This window comes from Pseudothermotoga elfii DSM 9442 = NBRC 107921 (assembly GCF_000504085.1).
Taxonomy (GTDB): domain Bacteria; phylum Thermotogota; class Thermotogae; order Thermotogales; family DSM-5069; genus Pseudothermotoga_B; species Pseudothermotoga_B elfii.
Genome location: NC_022792.1, coordinates 681,449 through 700,093 on the forward strand (window position 1 = coordinate 681,449; position 18,645 = coordinate 700,093).

The window sequence follows — 18,645 nt, forward strand, 5'->3', positions numbered from 1 at the left end:
ACTGGAGGTGAATTTCGTGAAAAGAGTTATTTTTGCTGCAATATTGTTAATATCCGTGCTTACTTTAGCTGCACCAAAAAAAGTGGCATATGTGATTAATGGCTCACTGGGTGATCAATCTTTTTACGATTCTGGCTATGCGGGTATCAAAGAACTTGAGGAAAGGTACGGCGTTCAAACGAGAGTTGTCGAGTGCAACTTTGATCCTTCTTTATATTATCCGAGCTTGATGACAGCAGCACAGTGGGCTGATGTAATATTTGTTATATCCTACGGTTTTGAAGAAGAGCTGAAAGAAATAGCCATGAAATTCCCTGATAAGATATGGGTCAATATTGATACTGTTGTTCAGGATGAAAAAGGGGTTATATCAAGTGTAGATTATAGAGAAGAAGAAGGAGCATTTCTCGCTGGTGTTGTAGCTGCGATAACCACGAACATGACAGAGTTAGCGGGCATTAATCCTCAAAAAATCATTGGCGCTGTTGGAGGAGATGATGACATAGTCATCAGATCGTTTGTTTATGGATACGAAATGGGTGCAAGGTATATTGATCCGGAAATTCAGGTGAAGGTAATTTATGTGGGTACCTGGGATGATCCTTCCAAGGGAAAACAGGCTGCTCTGCAACTTTATGCACAGGGAGCAGATGTAATTTTTCAAATCGCTGCCCTAACAGGTTTTGGCGTTTTGCAAGCGGCTCAGGAAGTAGGAAAGTATGCAATAGGGGTTGATTCTAATCAGAATCCGTTAGCACCCGGTCATGTGATAACAAGTGATCTAAAAGAAGTCGGAAAGTCGATTCTCATGATCTATGATATGATTGTTAATAATTCTTTTGAAAAAGGGAAGATATACAGCCTCGGCGTAAAAGAGGGAGCTGTTGGGCTGGCAATAGACGAGTATACTCGGAAGATTTTGCCACAGGCAGTGATCGACAGAGTTATCGATATTCAGAACAAAGTTGCTTCTGGAGAGATAAAGATAGAACCATATAGGCCCTGAGGAGGATTTTGAAGTTGCCTTATATAGAAATGGTAGGGATATACAAAGTCTATCCTCCAGATGTGGTTGCTCTAAGTGGAGTGGATCTCTCTTTTGAGAGAGGAGAGATCCATTCTATTGTTGGTGAAAATGGTGCGGGTAAATCGACTTTGATGAAAATCCTTTATGGAATGATTAAACCTTCTGCGGGTATGATAAAGATCAACGGGCAAAAAGTACAAATATCCAATCCTTTAAAAGCAAGAGAACTTGGTATAGGTATGGTTCATCAAGAATTCATGCTGATTCAATCTTTCAAAGTGTATGAAAATGTCATTCTTGGCCAGGAAATGACATTAGCTGGTTTTATAGACCGAAAACATGCCAAACAGCGTGTACAAAAAATTGTTGATAAATATGGATTCAAAATAGATATTGAAGCAGTAACATCGCAACTATCAGTTGCTGCACAGCAGAAAATAGAGATAGTAAAACAACTTTACAGGGAAGCCGAGACCCTGATATTAGATGAACCTACAGCTGTCCTGACACCACAAGAAAGTGAGGAGCTCTTCGAAGAAATTTTTGAACTTCGCGATCAGGGAAAAACGGTAATATTTATAAGTCACAAATTGGAAGAAGTTTTAAGAATATCGGACAGAATCACGGTAATGAGGAAAGGCAAAAAAATAGCAACACTTGAGAATAAGGGTATCAATCCGGAAGATCTCGCAAAAATGATGGTTGGAAAATCAATTGTTTTTCAACTTGAAAAATCTCGAATTGAACCGGGAAGAGTTGTTTTGTCTATTGAAGATCTTTCGCTGAAATCAAGAAGATCAGATAGATATGTTCTGAGAAACGTGAACATCACTGTCAAATCTGGAGAAATTGTAGGGATAGCAGGTATAGAAGGAAATGGACAATTTGAGTTAGTTCAAACTTTAATTGGTTCCTTAAAACCAAGCACGGGAAAGATAACAATAGACGGTATTGATGTTACAAATATGACTATTAGAGAGAGAAGAAAATTGATGAGTTATGTCCCGCAGGACAGGAAATTTACAGGACTGGCTCTTAAAGCGACTATTCTTGAAAATTTGCTGATGACACATCATTTAAAAAAAGAATTTCAAAAGGGAATCTTATCGATAAACTGGAAAAAGGCTCAGGAATTTAGTAAAAAAGTCGCGCACGAATTCGAGGTTGTTTACAGGAATTTGGACGAATCTCCATCTACACTTTCGGGCGGCAATCAGCAGAAAATAGTTGTTGGGAGAGAATTGTCGCTCGGATACAATTTAATTGTGCTTGATCAACCAACGCGTGGTTTAGACGTAGCCTCGGCTGAATATATAAGAAATCTTATTATCAAAATGAGAGATGCTGGCAAAGCCGTGCTTCTAATTTCCGCAGATCTTGAAGAACTCATGCAATTATCAGATAGAGTATATGTAATGAGACAGGGAAAAATCGTGGCATCTCTTGACGAGAAAACTATTGATTTACAAACCATTGGAAATTACATGCTGGGGGTAGTGAATTGAGGAAATTAAAGAGGATAGGTATATCACTATTTTCCATTTTTGCCGCTTTTTTAATCAGCGCGATATTCATTGCTATTCAAAACACTTCCCCAGCCAGCGTGTTTAAGGCACTGTATCAATATTCTACCGGATCTTGGTTTTCTTTATCATCCACATTGAACACAGCAACCCCCTTAATTCTCACAGGAATATCAGCAGCAATTGCATTTTCGTCGAATGTTGTAAATCTTGGGCAACACGGGCAATTATTGGTAGGCGCGGTAACAACAGCCATACTTGGGGTTTATCTTGATTTACCGGGCTGGATCGGAGTACCGGTGCTGGTAATCCTTGGATCTCTTGCGGGGGCACTTTGGGCAGGTATTTCCGCTCTTTTTAAGAAATATTATAAAATGGATGAATTTATAACAACCCTGATGTTGAATTTCATAAGCGAGTATCTTACAGTTTATCTGGTCACTTATCCATTTTTGGACAAAAAAGCCTATGTGCCGGCTACAGCAATGATTAAAAAAACGTATTTTATGCCAGACGTTTGGGGAATAAACCTGTCTTTCCTCGTGGCGACATTTGTTGCTATGATTTCTTACTGGTTTATTGGAAAAACAAAATTGGGTTATGAATTCAGAATGATGGGGCACAATCCAAATTTCGCCAGGGTTGGTGGTTGCCGCACAGAAGAAAACGCCACTCTCGTTTTGCTTTACACTGGTTTTCTCTCTGGTCTGGCGGGAGCTTTGCTTATCCTGGGCGGAACACAACACAGATTTATGAAAGGTATAGGTGCAAATTTTGGCTGGGATGGTGTGATGCTTGCTATAATTGCCAACAACAGTGTTTTGGAAACTTTTTTCTACGGGATTTTCTTTGGTGCTCTCAAAAATGGAGCAATTGGTATGGAATTTGAAACATCTGTTCCCTCTGAATTCGTAATGTTTTTAGAAGCAGTAATAGTACTTTCTGTAGTTAGTGTAAGAAGTGCGATAGAATACTATGGTCAAAAAATAAACTCGTTAATCAAATTGAAAAAGGTCGTGACCGGGAAATGAGCGATTTGATATTTCATATTTTGAGAGCTACACTGAGCAGTGCAACACCTATTATGCTTGCAGCACTTGGAGGAATGTTTACATATTATGCCAATGTATTCAATATAGCAATGGAAGGCATGATGTTGATGGGGGCATTTTTTGCGGTATATGGCAGCTATTTTTTTGGAAGCTGGTTTATTGGAATTGTCTTCGCCTTATTAAGTGGAATTGTTATGGCTCTTTTATTTGCCATGATCGCTGTCTACCTCCGTGCGGACGAGTTTGTAACAGGCATCGGACTTAACATGCTTGCTCTGGGCTGGACTACTTATGCATTGAGAAGTACGTTTAACGTTAAAGGAGCATTGATTTCACCTAAAATCATTTCTTTACCAAAATTGAGCATACCTGGCTTTGAAAATCTTGGGTCTCTGGGCGAAATATTTTCTGGGCACCCTTTTATTTTGTACGTCTCATTTGCTCTGGCCATAATTTTTGAATTTTTAATATTTGAAAGTAAATTTGGTATGAGACTTAGAGCAACCGGAGAAGATTCAGAAACCGTAAAGTCTGCTGGGATAAATCCAGCGAGAATGAAATTGATAAGTACAATCCTATGTGGGTTGTTATCAGCACTTGCAGGAGTTTATCTTTCCCTCGGATATGTCACACTTTTCAGCGAAAACATGTCTAATGGGAGGGGATGGATATCTCTGGCAATAATCATACTTGTTAAGGGCAGGCCATTATCAATACTGCTGTTATCTCTCATTTTTGGCTTTTTTGAAAGCCTTGGTTTGATAATGCAGAATTATGACATAGCACCGCAATTCACGTCCATGATTCCATATCTTGCTACACTGTTCGTTCTTTACACATATGCTAAGAAAAAGATTAGAGGTGAAGGATTTTGAAGGCATGGGAATACGAGGCTTTTTTACGGAAAAACGCCCGACCGTCTGAAGAAATTACGCAGGGTTCGTGGGAAGATTCTGCTGATCTGTGGATTTTTCCTGAACAAGTCGTAAAAATGTTCTGGCAAAGTAAGGTACCTGGATCAGGCGCTCCAGAATGTTTGATCGCCGGTGCTATACAATCTGTAGAAAATATGGGCAGAAATGTTGAAAAAGCGGAAGATTTATTCAAGATAGGATTGGAGCTCTATAAGAATGACAAAATTAGTGAATTGAGAGCTGTTACAAGTTTGATTTTCGAATCACTGAGAAATGCTCCCATTATAAGTGACCATAATTACCATTGTTATTCAAGACCTGAAAGATGGGAAGACATATCGTGCAATTTTCCAAAACAGAGCTGGGCTCTCAGAGGGGATATTTACGATAAAATTCTTGGTGGATGGATAGGACAAATTGCGGGTTCATCTATGGGAACAAAATTTGAAGGATATTCTGGTTCAAGTTTGGAAACAACTTTTGGCGAAGGGCTTGGTTATTATGTTGGCGATGTGAATACATTAAATGATGATATAACATATGAAATAGCCTTTCTGATGGCCGCAAATGAAGATGGAGAATTGACATCGAAAAAGATTGCAACAAAATGGATAGAAATGATACCTTTCGGCTGGAGCGCAGAATATATTGCTCTTGAAAATCTCAAAATGGGTATTTTCCCACCGGAGTCTGGCATCTTCAATAATCCTTTTCAAGAATGGATAGGTGCGCAAATGCGCTGTATGGTTCATGGTTTGTTAATGCCAGGTTTGCCAGAAAAGGCTGCTTATTTAGCCTATATTGATTCTTGTATTTCTCATGCAGGCAATGGTTTATATGGGGGTATTCACAGTGCTGTTTTGACATCTCTTGCATTTACAACGGACGATATTCATCGTTTGATAGAACTTTCTTTGGAATATGTCCCAAGAAAAAGTGAATTTGAGGAAGTACTTCGCAGTGTAGTTCAATGGTGTAAGAATTCAAAATCCTGGCGTGATGTGAGAAATATGATCGAAAACCGCTTCGTCAAATACAATTGGATACATGTTTATCCGAATTTATGCTGCGTGATAGCTGCCCTCTGGTATGGCGAAGGAGATTTTGATAGAACTATGTATATAATTTCTGCTTTGGGATACGATGTTGACTGTAATGCTGGCGAAGCTGGCACTGTTCTTGGGGTTTTGAATGGTGCTAACATGATACCAAAAAAGTGGACAGATCCCCTGGAGAATACCTTAAGGACTTATATCGATGGCTGGAAAAGGACGGAGATTACTATGCTTGCGGAAGCAACGTTGGCAATTTCGGAAAAGGTGAAAAAGAAAATAGGTATTTGTTAGCGGAAAAGACTTGACAATTTGTTGATGCGATGGTTTATAATTATTCGACTTAAATTTATTAGGAGGGAAACACATGAACAGGGAAGAACTTGTAGAACGGATCAGAGAACTGGTTGCTGAGAAACTGGGGCTTGATATTGATGAAGTTACCAATGATGCCGATCTGGTGGAAGACCTGGATGCAGATTCTCTTGATCTGGTGGATCTCGCCATGGCAATAGAAGACGAATTTGGTATCACGATAGCTGATGAAGAATTAGAAAAAATAAAAACTGTTCAGGACATTATTAAAAATTTGAGCAGCAAAATAAAATTCGAAGAAGAAGAAAAAGAAGAGGAAGAAGAGGCTGAGGAAGAATAAAAATGACCGCTGGTTCTCGCCAGCGGCTCACTGTTTAGAGTTAGAATACCAAACTTGGCCAGGTTTTATAACCAGTGCATTTCCTTTAATTCTGGTTATTTCCTTTCCCAGCAAGAGGAATGTCTCATATTTTGATGTTTTGTGGGAATTGATTTCACCATTGCTCAACATTACGATTATGGAGTTTGACAGGATTTTTGTTGTTCCAGAAACTCGGTATATATGGAAATACTGTGATCGGAAACTCTCGAAGTTCTTATAGATCAGGTTATCTATGTTGACATTTTTTGATACAAGAACTGCCTTTTCTATATGTAGATCGCGGCCACGTTCCCAGTCGTAAACTCTGTAAGTTAGATCGGAAGATTGTTGAATCTCAATTAACATTGACTCAGGCCCAATCGCGTGCATAGTGCCAGCAGGTATGTACAAAAAATCGCCATATTGTGGATGAAGTATTTTCAATCTTTTTTTGATTTTATCCGGTTTTAAAGGTAGCTCATCAGGATTGATTTTTTCAGGGATAAGACCTATTGTGCTTTTCTTTAAGAAAAACCAGCACTCTGTTTTTCCCCAAGGCTCCTTTTCAATTTTTCTTGCAAAACTATCATCAGGATGGACCTGGATCGATAGCCATTCCTTAGCCGAAATTAATTTCAAAAGTATGGGAAACCTTTCGATGTTCAAATTAAAGGACTCCAGTACAGAATTTATGTGTAGGGTTTTTCCAGAAAGTGTCTGTACTTCTGTAGTAATTAAAGGATGATCTGATAGAAGCCACACTTCTCCAACCGGTTTTTCAGATTTTGCGCCGAATAATTTGCCTAACTCACGATCTCCCCATATCATTTCTCGAATCTTAGGTATTGTTTTGAGTATCAACTGAGTAACCCCCAAGCCTAACTTCCTGATTTTCGATTAGGACAATTGCTTTTTCAAAACTTTTATCGGTGTAAAATCTTTTTTCGAAAATCATGATCTCTACACCAGGATGGAGAATCCTTTTCGCTATAACTTTTGCGTGACTGAATCTATCTTTAACCTGTTGCTCTATAGTTTGTAACTCTTTTTCGGTTGATTCGATAGAATTTCTTAAATTAATAAGTGTTTGACCGACTTTCCTGTAAATCTCCATCTTGTCCGCTGGCAGTTTACCTTCGTTTTTTTCCATCAGTGCTTTTAAAGTTCTATAAATATTGACCAGTTTGCCGAGGTTTTCGCGGTCAAGTTCCAATTGTCCTCTCAACACTTTGATTCTTTCGCGGACTTCAGGGTCGAATCCAATTTCGATTGTTGTTCTCACCCCTAAGGGTGAACCAATTTCCTCTGCTTCCAGAACAAAACCTGCTGAAATTGATCCACCTGCAATAATACCTTTCGATCCAGATGCCTTAACTCCCACCCCTGCTTTTATGTGACAGTTTGTCACGGGTCCATTTACAATGACATTTTTACCGGCCTCTACAATTGCATTTTCGAGAAATTTTGCTTGAATATCTTCTTTTGCTTTTATAACACCCTTTTCTCTTCCCTTAACACCGAGAACACTCACAGATCCTTCGAAAGATATTATTGTTGCTGCTTCAACGACGCCAGATATTGAGATATTTCCTTTTGCCTTAACTGTGAATCCTGGTTTTACATCACCTGAAATCTGGACTTCGCCGGGAAAATCTATATTTCCAACTGCATAATCAACGTCTCCTTTTACGATCAAAACCTCATTTACGTCTATAGATCCATCTGGTTTTGCCAGTAGGATACCGTCTGTGCTAGCAATCACTTTTCTACCGTCCTCCGAGAGTTTCACGTTTTTTCCAAGTTTTACCTGTGCTGGTTTTCCTGGTTTTGGATTAAGAGTTCTGCCGAAAACATTCCTTCCCTCTATGCCTGGAGTTGGTGGTACTATTTCTGCTATTTCTTGCCCTGCTTTAACTATGTGTCTCGTGCGGCTGGGGAGCTCTCTTAGATCAATTTTATCTTTTGTAATTTCTGTTTCTTCTTCTTTTCCCAGCTTGAGCATTAATATTTGGCCATCTTCTCCATTAATCGGCTCCTTGCCGACAGCTACTAAAACAGGTGTATTAACGATTCTCTGGCTTACAATATCTTCTATTGCCTGGTCAATTATTCCAAATACAATGCCATTTTCCCTCAGATGTGAGAGTATTGCGTCTTTTGATAAACTTTCTTCTTCGTCGGTAAAAACTGTTACATATGCCTCGAGTCCATTATTAGAAACCTTTGACTGTATTTTCACGAATGCCCCCCTCTTTCCACTGAGAGTAATTGAGAAAATTTTCGAGATCTCTCAGGGCGGTTTTAGCCACCTCCTCGCGATTTTTATTTGCCGGACCCATTAAACCATAATTTGCATACATGGGTTGAAGAGTTGTATCAGTACCTTTCAGTATGTAATTCAGCAAACACCCTGTCATCGTGGATTTAGGTAATTCCAAGGGCTCTTGATTTTTTGAGATCCTGTAAACATTCAATGCCACGTACAAACCACTTGCAACTGATTCGAGATATCCTTCTACACCTGTGATCTGACCAGCAAAAAAGATTTTTCTGTCATTTTTCAACCTCATAAATGGGTCGAGAACTTTTCTGGAATTTATGTAAATATTTTTATGCATAACCCCATAGCGGACTATTTCAGCTTTCTCAAGTCCCGGTATTAATCGTATAATTTTTCGCTGTTCTCCCCATTTCAAACGTGTTTGAAAACCAACTATATTGTACAATGTTTCGTCAAGATTTTCCTTTCTAAGTTGCACGACAGCGAAAGGTTGTTTCCCGGTCCGGGGATCTATTATACCTGTGGGTTTCATAGGTCCAAACAGCAATGATCTCTTACCACTCTTTGCAATGTCTTCGATTGGTTTACAACGTTCAAACAACAAATCTTTTTCAAAGTCTTTCACAGGTAGCACTTCCGCATTGATGAGCGCCTCGTAAAATCTATCATATTCATATTCATTCATCGGACAATTTAAATAATCCTGATTGCCAATTCCATATCTATCTGCTCTGAAAACAACAGAGTAATCTATGCTATCAGCAGTTATTATTGGTGATACAGCGTCAAAAAAATACATATTGTGTCCAACTTTTTCTCTTAACCAGGATGCGAAACTATCGCTCGTCGCGGGTCCAGTTGCAATAATCCATATATCCTCTTTGCTGTCAGGTATGTATCTCAATTCTTCAATTACAATATCGATTCCAGATTCTCTAATAACGTGAGTTACTTGCTTGGAGAATTCTTCTCGATCCACAGCAAGGGCTTTCCCTGCAGGTACAGCGCAATTTCTGGCAACCCTTAATATCAAAGAGCCGAATAACTCAAGTTCTCTTTTAAGCAATCCAGATGCATTTTTTATGCTATCGGACTTCAGAGAATTGCTACAAACAAGCTCTGCAAAATAACTTGTTTTATGAACTGGCGTCATCTTTGAAGGGCGCATTTCGTGCAAAATTACTTTTAAACCTCTAATAGCAAGCTGATAAGCAATTTCAGAGCCAGACAACCCCGCCCCTACTACGTGTACTTTCAATTTTCATCACCCGATTGTGCATAAGTTTTTGTGAGGATAAGAAGGTTTCCGTTATCGCGATTTTTTAATTTGACAGAATCGAAAATCCTGTTTATCAGATAAAGTCCAAACCCGCCTTCTTTATCGGAAGATGGTGTCTTAGGCTTGATAATCTCTGGATCAACCTGATCTCCGAAATCTCTCAACATGATCTCTATTTTTCTCTGAGTATAATCCCATACCAGTGTCATGATTATATATTTCGTTTGGTCACCTTTATAAGTATGCCTTATTATATTAGTGATAGCCTCATTAACACCAAGTTCTGTATCCCAGATCTCCTCATCAAAGATCCCTTTGTGAGACAAAAATGATCTAATAACTGCTCTTGCAACCCTTGTATTGATAGTTTTTGACGAAAAAGATATCGTGAGAGTTTCTCTCATGTTGACACCCGCCCTTGACTTTCTCTCAATCCACAGGCATACAGAAAACAATCAACACCTATGTCAAAACGTAGCCAGTACTTGCTCTCAATTAATCTTTCCTGATTGTATGCGCTCTGAACAGAAATTTTTCTTCTCTGACTGAGCTGAAAAAGATCGGTGGATGAGACTCTGTCAGATATGAAATCGATATCTTTTGGATCTATACGAACATTCACACGGTATTTTGGTATATCCTGATAATTGAGAATACCACTCTCAGAGACATACCTATCAACTACGAAAGCCTGCCTTAAAGACTCTATCATATTTTCTGAAGGGGATGACAGGGAAAATTTGGCTGATTTGTCTATATTCAAATAATTTGTAGCAAGAACATACAGATCTTTCTCGCCAAGGTTTACAATATTCAATGCAATTTTACTTAATTGTTCTCTATATTTCAGTCTTGCTTCGTTTTCCTGGGTGAATAAGATACCTACCATTTTTTGTCCTTTCCAGGGTGATATTACACGCGATATTTCGGTTAGTAAATTCCCATATGGGATAACCTTGAGGCATATCTGGTTTAAGTAATTTTTCAAAAGCTCAACAGGAATAATATCTTTTTCAAAGGCAACTACCGCAGGCCCCAGAAAGGTATCTACATAAATCAACAGGAGGTTTTTACCGGATAATTTAACCGATACTGGTATTTTTGATTCTATGACTATTTCTGAAAATTTTTTGAGTTCATCTTTTATGCCCAGCTCGTCAATAATCACTGATTTTTGTGTAATAGCTGTTATTTTCATCTGGTAATCATCCCTAATCTTTTCTCCCTCAGTGAATAAATGCAACCGCAGTAATTTTGCCTGTACAATCCAAACATTTTGCTCAATTCGACACTTCTTTTGAAACCATCTTTTTTTCTGAAATCTCTGCGAATGTATTCTATATTGAAATCTTTTGACAATTTTTCGCCTATGCTATGTATCCAGAGGATATTTTTTTTCGGGCTTGTCGTCAATGTTGTGGAAAAGGCTTTAAAGTTGTTCTTTTTTGCATACCACGCCGCAAATCTGAGACGATATTCAATACACTTGAAGCATCTGATAGATCCTTCACCATAGTCTTTAAATTCCTCTATTTCTTTTTTCCATAAGTCAACGGGTAGATTTTCTACTATTAACGTAAGGTTCAGGATATCAGAAAGAGTTCTTACAGCTTCCAGGCGTTTCAAGTATTCTTCATCTGGTTGAATGTTCGGGTTGAAGAATAATAAAACAGGTTCATAACCTTCATCGCGCAACCGCTCAACTGCAGTTGTTGCATCTGGGGCACAGCAAACATGCAAGATCATCAAAATCTCCTCTCGCTGTCTAAGAGCAATGTTACAGGTCCATCGTTAATAACTTTTATGTCCATATGGGCTCCGAAAATACCCTCTGATACATTTTGAACTTTTTCTCTCACCATTTCCACAAATTTTTTGTAGAGATATTTCCCATATTCTGGAGGAGCAGCGTCACTAAAAGAAGGTCTTCTGCCACGCCTGCAATCTCCATAAAGTGTGAATTGAGATATGATCAAAATGCCTCCCTTGATATTAATAACATTTCGATTCATCTTTCCCGATTCATCTTCAAAAATCCTCAAATTCAATATTTTCTCACACATCCACTCTACGTCTTTCTCGCTATCTTTCTTCCCCACTCCAAGGAATACAATCAATCCTTTTTCAATACTTCCAACTACTTCGCCACCGACTTTAACCTCTGCACTGTGAACTCTCTGAACAACAGATCTCAGACCAGTTTCCCCCTTTCGACAGATATTACGCTATCAAGTGATTCAAGAGAATGTTTGGCTTCTTCAAGTTGCTTCAAATTATTTACAGCCAAACTCAGAGAAGCAACGGAATAATTCCACTTTGTTGTTACCAGAGAAGCCTTAAGAACAGTTATTCCTTTGTTTTCGAGTAATTGCACGAGCTTTCCAATGTCTTTCTTTTCGCGAAGTTCCAATCTAAGGGCTGTTTCGAACCTATCCTGTGAGTTCCCATTCCATCGTGCTTCAAATATTTTATCTGAATCTATGTTTTTTATGTTCGGGCAGGAAACATTGTGTACAGTTATGCCCTTTCTACTCACTACTCCGATAATTTCATCACCAGGAACTGGACCGCAACATTTTGCCAGATGTATATCTATGTTTTTCAGCCCGGAGATCTCTACAGCTGGCTGTAAATTAAGCAATTTTCGTTTCTTTTTGACCAATGGCTGATTTTTCTCTGTCAATGGATTTAATAAATTCAGCAAATCCCCATAAGATATCGTTCCCTCGCCTATTCGGCTGTAAAATTCATCTTCCGTGATACCCTGATTCTGGAGGTATTTTTTTGTTACGATCGATTCCATTATTTCTTCTATAGGTTTGGCCAGTTGTTTGCTAACGCGCCGCAGGACATCTTTCCCTCTATCAACAAGTTCGCTTTGAAATTGTTCTCGAAAATATTTTCGTATCTTTGCTTTGGTTCTTGGAGATTTTGCGTACTTCAACCAATCAAGGCTTGGTCTGGAATTTTTTCCAACGATTATTTCAACTAAATCTCCATTTTTCAACTGATAGCTTATGGGTACCATTTTTCCGTTTACCTTGGCTCCGGCAAATCTATGACCAATGTCTGTGTGGATCGTATATGCAAAATCTATGGGTGTAGCTCCCAGAGGAAGGTGTTTTACCTCGCCTTTTGGTGTGAAGACAAAAACCTCATCCATTTGCAGTTCTTTCTTAAATTCTTCCAAACCTGATAAATCTTTTGTCAACTCCCTTCGCCATTCAAGAAGTTGATTTACCCATTTTTGCATCGTTCTGACATTGATACCGTCTTTGTATATCCAATGCGCTATTAAACCATATTCAGCTTCCGTGTGCATTTCCTCATCTCTTATTTGTACTTCAAGGGGTTCACCATATCCGGTGATCACTGTCGTGTGAAGAGATCTATAGCCATTGGATTTTGGAGCAGCTATGTAATCTTTTATTCTACCAGGTAAGGGCTTCCATATGCTGTGCACTATTCCAAGCACATTGTAGCATGTTGTGACATCTTTAACGATGGCTCTTATTCCAAAAAGATCATAGATTTCATCAAAACTTTTTCCTTTTCCTTTAAGTTTTTGCCATATACCATAATAATGCTTAAATCGACCTTCTACCCTTGCTACGATGTTGTTATCGGCTAACGCTTTTTGAAGTATTTCGACATACTCTTTGACTCGCTGTTCTCTCTCTCTTTTCTTTTCTGATACCAGATTTTTAATACGATTGTATTCGTTCCTGTTCAGGACCTTAAAGGCAAGATCTTCCAGTTCCCATTTGATGGAATAAATTCCCATTTTATGAGCAATAGGAGCATATATTTCAAGTGTTTCTCTCGCTTTATACAATCTTTTTTGTTCATCACGAACAAAATCAATAGTTCTCATATTGTGCAATCTATCTCCAAGTTTGACAAATATTACTCTGATATCTTCAGCCATTGCGAAAAGCATTTTTTGTATGGTTTCTATCTTCAATTTTGAATCGCTCATATTGACAGGTGTGTTCAATCTGCTGACCTTTGTCACTCCATCAACAATTCGGCTTATTTCTTTTCCAAACTCTCGTTCCACGTCTTCGATTTTTACTTTACCTTCGCTATCTTCAACAGCGTCATGCAGCATGGCGGCTACAAGAGTTTGGATATCCACATTCATCTGTGCGAGTATCTTGCACACCTCGACAGGGTGAGCTATAAATGGTTCACCTGACTCGCGGTAAAAATTCTCATGAGCATATGAAGCCATGTCATAGGCTTTTGTAAGTAATTTTTTGTCATCTTCCGAATAAAATTTGCCTTGCAAATCGAGAATTTGCTTTGCAATATCAAGGGAATATACCATTATTCATTCGCCTCTTTATAAAAATATTTTATCACTTGAATGATTTGAGATAGGTTATCAACGCAAGAATATCAGCTGGAGTTATTCCTGGTACTCTTGAAACCTGTAGTACATTCCTCAGCCTGATCTTTTCCAGTTTCTCACGTGCCACCACCGACAGGTTTGGTATTTTGCCGTAATCGATTGCTTCAGGAATAGTAATTTTCTCAAGGTCGTTAAATACCTTCGTTTCTTCGAGCATTTTTTCTATGTAATCCTCGTATTTTGCCGTCAATTCGATCTGCTCAATAACCTCAGGGCTATCCATTGGTGAAGGATCAAGGCTTCTCAGCTGTTCATAGGTAATATCAGGCCTTTTCAATATTTGAAAGAGAGTCGTTGGTTGGCGCAGTGGGTGTGTATTGATTGATGTTAGAAAATCGTTAATTTGACCTGTTGGTTTTATACTAACTTGCTTTAATCTTTCAATTTCTGTCTTTATTCTGGACTCAAGCGTGAGAATTTCTTCGTAGAACCACTTTGGTATCAAACCAATTTGATATCCTTTCTTGGAAAGGCGTAAATGTGCATTATCGTGTCTTAGCAATAATCTGAACTCAGCTCTCGACGTCAGAATTCTATATGGTTCATCAACACCCTTCGTAACGATGTCATCAATCATAACCCCGATATAAGCCTCAGATCTGTCCAGCGTAAATTGATTTTCGCCTCTCAATTTTAGAGCGGCATTGATTCCTGCTATCAATCCCTGACCGGCGGCTTCTTCATAACCACTGGTACCGTTTATCTGGCCGGCTAAAAACAGTCCTTCTACTATCTTGCTTTCCAGAGTATGATACAATTGTGTTGGATCAGCATAATCGTATTCTATGGCGTATGCAGGTCTTGTGATATGTGCATTTTCTAATCCTGGTATTGTTCTGATCATTTCAAGTTGAACCTCATAAGGCAGGCTGGTGCTCAATCCGTTCAGGTAATATTCACCGGTTGTTTTTCCTTCCGGTTCGACAAAAATTTGATGCATATTTTTTGATGGAAATTTAACCACCTTATCTTCTATAGAAGGGCAATAGCGTGGTCCTTTTCCAACAATGAGTTTTACATCTCCATATAAAGGAGAAAATCGCAAATTTTTTCTGATTATTTCATGGGTTTTCTCATTTGTATACGTAAGCCAGCAGGGGTAATCCTTTGAAAGAATCACAGGTTTGTCAAAATAAGAAAAGCATAAAGGCTCTTTTGAGGTATCCTGCCTGATCATCTTTGAGAAATCGATTGATTTACCAAGAATACGAGCCGGGGTACCTGTTTTAAACCTTTGAAATCTAATGCCATACTTTTCCAAAGACTCTGTAAGTCCCTTCGATGGAAAATCCCCTAATCTTCCAGCTTCAAATGTTGCATGCCCTATGAAAATTTTTCCGTTTAAAAAAGTACCCGCTGTTAAAATTATAGCACGAGATTTATATTCAATTCCCAAAGTATCGACTACACTTTTAACCTTTCCTTTTTCAACAAGGATATCGCACACTTGGGAGTGCCTTAAATAGAGATTCTGAGTTTCTTCAAGTATTCTTTTCATTTTCTGACTGTAAGAAACTTTATCTATTTGGGCTCTAAGAGCTCTAACAGAAGCTCCTTTACTTGTATTTAGCATTCTGACGTTTATCATGGTTTCGTCGGTTACCTTTGCCATTTCTCCGCCAAGCGCATCGATTTCACGAACAATGATTCCTTTTGCTGGTCCTCCAATTGCTGGATTACAGGGAGCCCAAGCTACTCTGTCTAAGTTGGATGTTAATAGAGCTGTTTTGAAACCAAGCCTTGCAGTGGCCAGAGCTGCTTCCACGCCAGCATGGCCTGCTCCTACAACAACAACATCAAAATATTCTTTCAGATCTGATCACCTCTCTGGAAGAACCTTCCTGTTATTATTTAAATTGTAGCACGGCTTGAAAATAATTTCGTTTTTTCCAGATATCTACTCATGTGATAAAATTTAACTGAGGTGAATTTGTGAAAATCCTTCTCACAAATGATGATGGTGTGACTTCTCAAGGATTGTTAATACTTGCCAAAGTGCTTTCTCAAAAGCACAATATTCTTGTTGTGGCACCCGAATCAGAACAGAGCGCTACTGGCCATGCAATAACAGTGCGTATGCCTATATGGGTGAAGCGTGTCAGAGTTCTTGAAGAATTTCCTATTTATGCTACTACTGGTACACCTGCAGATTGCGTAAAAATAGGTATGGAGGTACTAGCAAATAAACAAATTGATATGGTTATCAGCGGCATAAATATAGGGCATAATCTTGGAACCGATGTTATATACTCAGGTACAGTTTCAGGTGCTCTTGAGGGAGCTTTGCTTGGAGTACCGTCTATTGCCGTCTCTGCACCCGCAAGAGAAAATTTTGATTATTACAGTGCATCATTTTTTATAAGCAATTTCATTGAAAACTTTGATTTTTCTATTCTTGAACCTTTTACTGCTCTTAACATAAATTTTCCCGAAGGTGACATAAAAGGCTGGAAGGCGACAAGACAGAGTATCAGGAGATACGCTGATAGATTCGAAGCCAGGACAGATCCATCGGGGAATACTTATTATTGGATGTATGGAGATGTTGTAGAAGATGATTCCGCGACCGATTGCGATTATTGCGTGGTATCTAAAGGCTACGTGTCAGTTACACCGATAACTGTTTTCATGCTCAACGAAAGAGCATTGTTGCAACTTAAGGAGGTTGAAAATGGTAAAGAAAATAAGACTTCTTGGAGATCCGGTTCTTAGAAAGAAATCAAAGAATGTTGAAAGAGTAGATGAGACAACCATTTCTTTAATCAAAGACCTGTTTGAAACTATGTATGCAACAGATGGAATAGGGCTCGCCGCACCACAGATAGGTGTTTCTTTGAGAATCTTCGTTATGGACGATGGCAAACCAAGAGTATTTATAAACCCGGAGATTATCTACAAAAGCGAAGAAAAAGAGATTGCAGAAGAAGGATGTTTGAGTGTTCCGGAGGTATTCGAAGATGTTGAAAGAAGCAAAGAGGTGACTGTAAGGTACATGAACGAACATGGAGAAGAAGTGGAAGAAAGCTTTGTTGATTACAGCGCTCGCGTTGTTCAACACGAATATGATCACCTTCAAGGTGTACTTTTCATAGATTTGATACCTTCTTCAAGACGGTTTGCCATTCGAAAAAAACTCATAGAGATAGTACGACAGTCCCAGAAAACTGATTACGCTGAAAGGCCATGAAGATACTTTTTCTCGGGACCCCTTTGTATGCCTCAAGACATCTTGAGGCGCTGTTGAGTGCTGGTCACATGGTAATAGGCGTAATCACTCAACCAGACAAACCTGCAGGAAGAGGTTTGCGTATGGTGCACTCTCCTGTAAAAGACCTGGCGTTGAAAAACAAAATACCTGTTTTTGAAAGTCTCAAGGATTTTCCATTTGACAGACTAACACCTGATATCGGGATTGTTGTGGCTTATGGAGGTTTAATAAAGAAGAAGTTCCTTGATCTCATTCCTTTCGGGTACTATAATATTCATCCGTCTTTGCTGCCGAAGTACAGGGGGGCAGCACCGATAAACAGAGCTCTTGAGAATGGGGAGAAAATGACGGGAGTTAGCCTGTTCAAGTTGACCGAAAAACTTGACGCTGGCCCGATTGTTTTGCAAGTTGAGATCTCTGTCGATTGCTTTGAAACTTTCGATAGCCTTGAAAACAGAATGATCGAGGCTGGCAAAAAAATTCTCTGTGATTTTCTCAAAAATCCAGAATCTTTTGAATTGCGTGAGCAAGATCATTCCCAGGCTAGTTATGCACCAAAAATTACGCCGGCGGATCTTTTTGTTGACTTTCGTAAAGATAGTGAAGCTGTTAAAAACAAGATAAGGGCTTATGATTCTCGACCAGGTGCCAGAACATTTTTTCACGGTGAACAGGTCAAATTATTTGGAGCAGTGGCTATAGAGAAGTGCCATAGCGGTGAGCCAGGAACAATTGTACATATTGACGATAAAGGGGCGTATGTAACTACGAGCGATGGTATAATCGTTATTTCACAAATCCAGTTTCCTTCAAAAAAGAAAATGTCCTTTCTTTCTGCTTTGAATGGCAGAATGCTAAGAGTAAAAGATAGATTTCAAAGTTAATTCGGAGAGAGGCGGGTGGTCGCAGGCGCTGCCTGAGGAAAGTCCGGACTCCACAGGGCAGGACGCTGGGTAATACCCAGGAGGAGCGATCCTCGGACAGGGCCATAGAGACTTCAAACCGCCTTGAAAGGCAAGGGTGGAAAGGTGAGGTAAGAGCTCACCAGCATCGGGGTGACCCGATGGCTCGGTAACCCCCGTTCGGAGCAAGGCCAAGCAGGGGTTGGGTGGTCCCGCCCGATAACCCCGGGTAGGCCGCTTGAGGAGGGTGGTAACACCCTTCCAAGATAGATGACCACCTGAGACAGAATCCGGCTTACGGCCTCTCTCCGATTTAA

At 39.3% G+C, this 18,645-nt stretch carries 18 protein-coding genes and 1 other RNA gene; 10 read left to right on the plus strand and 9 right to left on the minus strand.

The window, feature by feature from the left end; translation table 11 throughout:
- Positions 1 to 16: 16 nt before the first annotated feature.
- The 6 genes from TEL01S_RS03355 to acpP all read left to right on the plus strand — a co-directional run bounded on the left by TEL01S_RS03355 (position 17) and on the right by acpP (position 6,223).
- On the plus strand, positions 17 to 1,006 hold the full coding sequence (locus TEL01S_RS03355) for a BMP family lipoprotein (protein ID WP_012002723.1): 990 nt from the start codon (positions 17 to 19) through the stop codon (positions 1,004 to 1,006).
- Between the two features lie 14 nt (positions 1,007 to 1,020).
- Complete coding sequence (locus TEL01S_RS03360) at positions 1,021 to 2,532, plus strand: ABC transporter ATP-binding protein (RefSeq protein ID WP_012002724.1); 1,512 nt, start codon at positions 1,021 to 1,023, stop codon at positions 2,530 to 2,532.
- Positions 2,529 to 3,581 carry an ABC transporter permease gene (locus TEL01S_RS03365; RefSeq protein ID WP_012002725.1) on the plus strand — a complete coding sequence of 351 codons (1,053 nt, stop codon included), beginning with the start codon at positions 2,529 to 2,531 and terminating at the stop codon, positions 3,579 to 3,581. The genes TEL01S_RS03360 and TEL01S_RS03365 overlap by 4 nt, the downstream gene beginning before the upstream one ends.
- A complete protein-coding gene (locus tag TEL01S_RS03370) occupies positions 3,578 to 4,477 on the plus strand; it encodes an ABC transporter permease (RefSeq protein ID WP_012002726.1) in 900 nt (299 codons plus the stop codon). The genes TEL01S_RS03365 and TEL01S_RS03370 overlap by 4 nt, the downstream gene beginning before the upstream one ends.
- Positions 4,474 to 5,862 (plus strand): ADP-ribosylglycohydrolase family protein, encoded by a 1,389-nt coding sequence (locus TEL01S_RS03375; RefSeq protein ID WP_012002727.1) that lies wholly within the window; start codon positions 4,474 to 4,476, stop codon positions 5,860 to 5,862. Before TEL01S_RS03370 ends, TEL01S_RS03375 begins: the two co-directional genes overlap by 4 nt.
- Before the next feature lie 73 nt (positions 5,863 to 5,935).
- Positions 5,936 to 6,223, plus strand: a complete 288-nt coding sequence (gene acpP, locus TEL01S_RS03380; RefSeq protein ID WP_012002728.1) for an acyl carrier protein — start codon at positions 5,936 to 5,938, stop codon at positions 6,221 to 6,223.
- A gap of 27 nt (positions 6,224 to 6,250) precedes the next feature.
- Here the strand turns inward: acpP and TEL01S_RS03385 are convergent, their stop codons facing one another.
- From TEL01S_RS03385 to mnmG, 9 genes are read right to left on the minus strand one after another with little or no spacing between them, the layout of a single operon-like run.
- Entirely contained in the window at positions 6,251 to 7,105 is an 855-nt protein-coding gene (locus TEL01S_RS03385) for a type I phosphomannose isomerase catalytic subunit (protein WP_028843343.1), read from the minus strand.
- Positions 7,083 to 8,483 carry a DUF342 domain-containing protein gene (locus TEL01S_RS03390; RefSeq protein WP_012002730.1) on the minus strand — a complete coding sequence of 467 codons (1,401 nt, stop codon included), beginning with the start codon at positions 8,481 to 8,483 and terminating at the stop codon, positions 7,083 to 7,085. The genes TEL01S_RS03385 and TEL01S_RS03390 overlap by 23 nt, the downstream gene beginning before the upstream one ends.
- Positions 8,458 to 9,783 carry a methylenetetrahydrofolate--tRNA-(uracil(54)-C(5))-methyltransferase (FADH(2)-oxidizing) TrmFO gene (trmFO, locus tag TEL01S_RS03395; protein ID WP_012002731.1) on the minus strand — a complete coding sequence of 442 codons (1,326 nt, stop codon included), beginning with the start codon at positions 9,781 to 9,783 and terminating at the stop codon, positions 8,458 to 8,460. The genes TEL01S_RS03390 and trmFO overlap by 26 nt, the downstream gene beginning before the upstream one ends.
- Complete coding sequence (locus tag TEL01S_RS03400) at positions 9,780 to 10,208, minus strand: ATP-binding protein (protein ID WP_012002732.1); 429 nt, start codon at positions 10,206 to 10,208, stop codon at positions 9,780 to 9,782. The genes trmFO and TEL01S_RS03400 overlap by 4 nt, the downstream gene beginning before the upstream one ends.
- On the minus strand, positions 10,205 to 11,002 hold the full coding sequence (locus TEL01S_RS03405; RefSeq protein WP_012002733.1) for a DUF4940 domain-containing protein: 798 nt from the start codon (positions 11,000 to 11,002) through the stop codon (positions 10,205 to 10,207). The genes TEL01S_RS03400 and TEL01S_RS03405 overlap by 4 nt, the downstream gene beginning before the upstream one ends.
- On the minus strand, positions 10,999 to 11,550 hold the full coding sequence (locus TEL01S_RS03410; RefSeq protein WP_012002734.1) for an epoxyqueuosine reductase QueH: 552 nt from the start codon (positions 11,548 to 11,550) through the stop codon (positions 10,999 to 11,001). The genes TEL01S_RS03405 and TEL01S_RS03410 overlap by 4 nt, the downstream gene beginning before the upstream one ends.
- A complete protein-coding gene (gene dtd, locus TEL01S_RS03415; RefSeq protein WP_028843342.1) occupies positions 11,550 to 11,999 on the minus strand; it encodes a D-aminoacyl-tRNA deacylase in 450 nt (149 codons plus the stop codon). The genes TEL01S_RS03410 and dtd overlap by 1 nt, the downstream gene beginning before the upstream one ends.
- On the minus strand, positions 11,996 to 14,134 hold the full coding sequence (locus TEL01S_RS03420; RefSeq protein WP_012002736.1) for a RelA/SpoT family protein: 2,139 nt from the start codon (positions 14,132 to 14,134) through the stop codon (positions 11,996 to 11,998). The genes dtd and TEL01S_RS03420 overlap by 4 nt, the downstream gene beginning before the upstream one ends.
- A gap of 31 nt (positions 14,135 to 14,165) precedes the next feature.
- Entirely contained in the window at positions 14,166 to 16,031 is a 1,866-nt protein-coding gene (gene mnmG, locus TEL01S_RS03425; protein ID WP_028843341.1) for a tRNA uridine-5-carboxymethylaminomethyl(34) synthesis enzyme MnmG, read from the minus strand.
- A 119-nt stretch (positions 16,032 to 16,150) separates the two neighbouring features.
- Here mnmG and surE point away from each other — a divergent pair, with 119 nt between their 5' ends.
- The 4 genes from surE (at position 16,151) to rnpB (ending at position 18,642) form a co-directional block, all read left to right on the plus strand.
- On the plus strand, positions 16,151 to 16,930 hold the full coding sequence (gene surE, locus TEL01S_RS03430) for a 5'/3'-nucleotidase SurE (protein ID WP_012002738.1): 780 nt from the start codon (positions 16,151 to 16,153) through the stop codon (positions 16,928 to 16,930).
- Complete coding sequence (gene def, locus TEL01S_RS03435) at positions 16,890 to 17,405, plus strand: peptide deformylase (RefSeq protein ID WP_012002739.1); 516 nt, start codon at positions 16,890 to 16,892, stop codon at positions 17,403 to 17,405. The genes surE and def overlap by 41 nt, the downstream gene beginning before the upstream one ends.
- The gene (fmt, locus tag TEL01S_RS03440; protein WP_012002740.1) at positions 17,402 to 18,310 is read left to right on the plus strand and encodes a methionyl-tRNA formyltransferase; all 909 of its coding nucleotides are present in this window, start codon (positions 17,402 to 17,404) and stop codon (positions 18,308 to 18,310) included. The genes def and fmt overlap by 4 nt, the downstream gene beginning before the upstream one ends.
- A 3-nt stretch (positions 18,311 to 18,313) precedes the next feature.
- Positions 18,314 to 18,642, plus strand: an RNA gene (rnpB, locus tag TEL01S_RS10800) — RNase P RNA component class A.
- Positions 18,643 to 18,645: the final 3 nt, after the last annotated feature.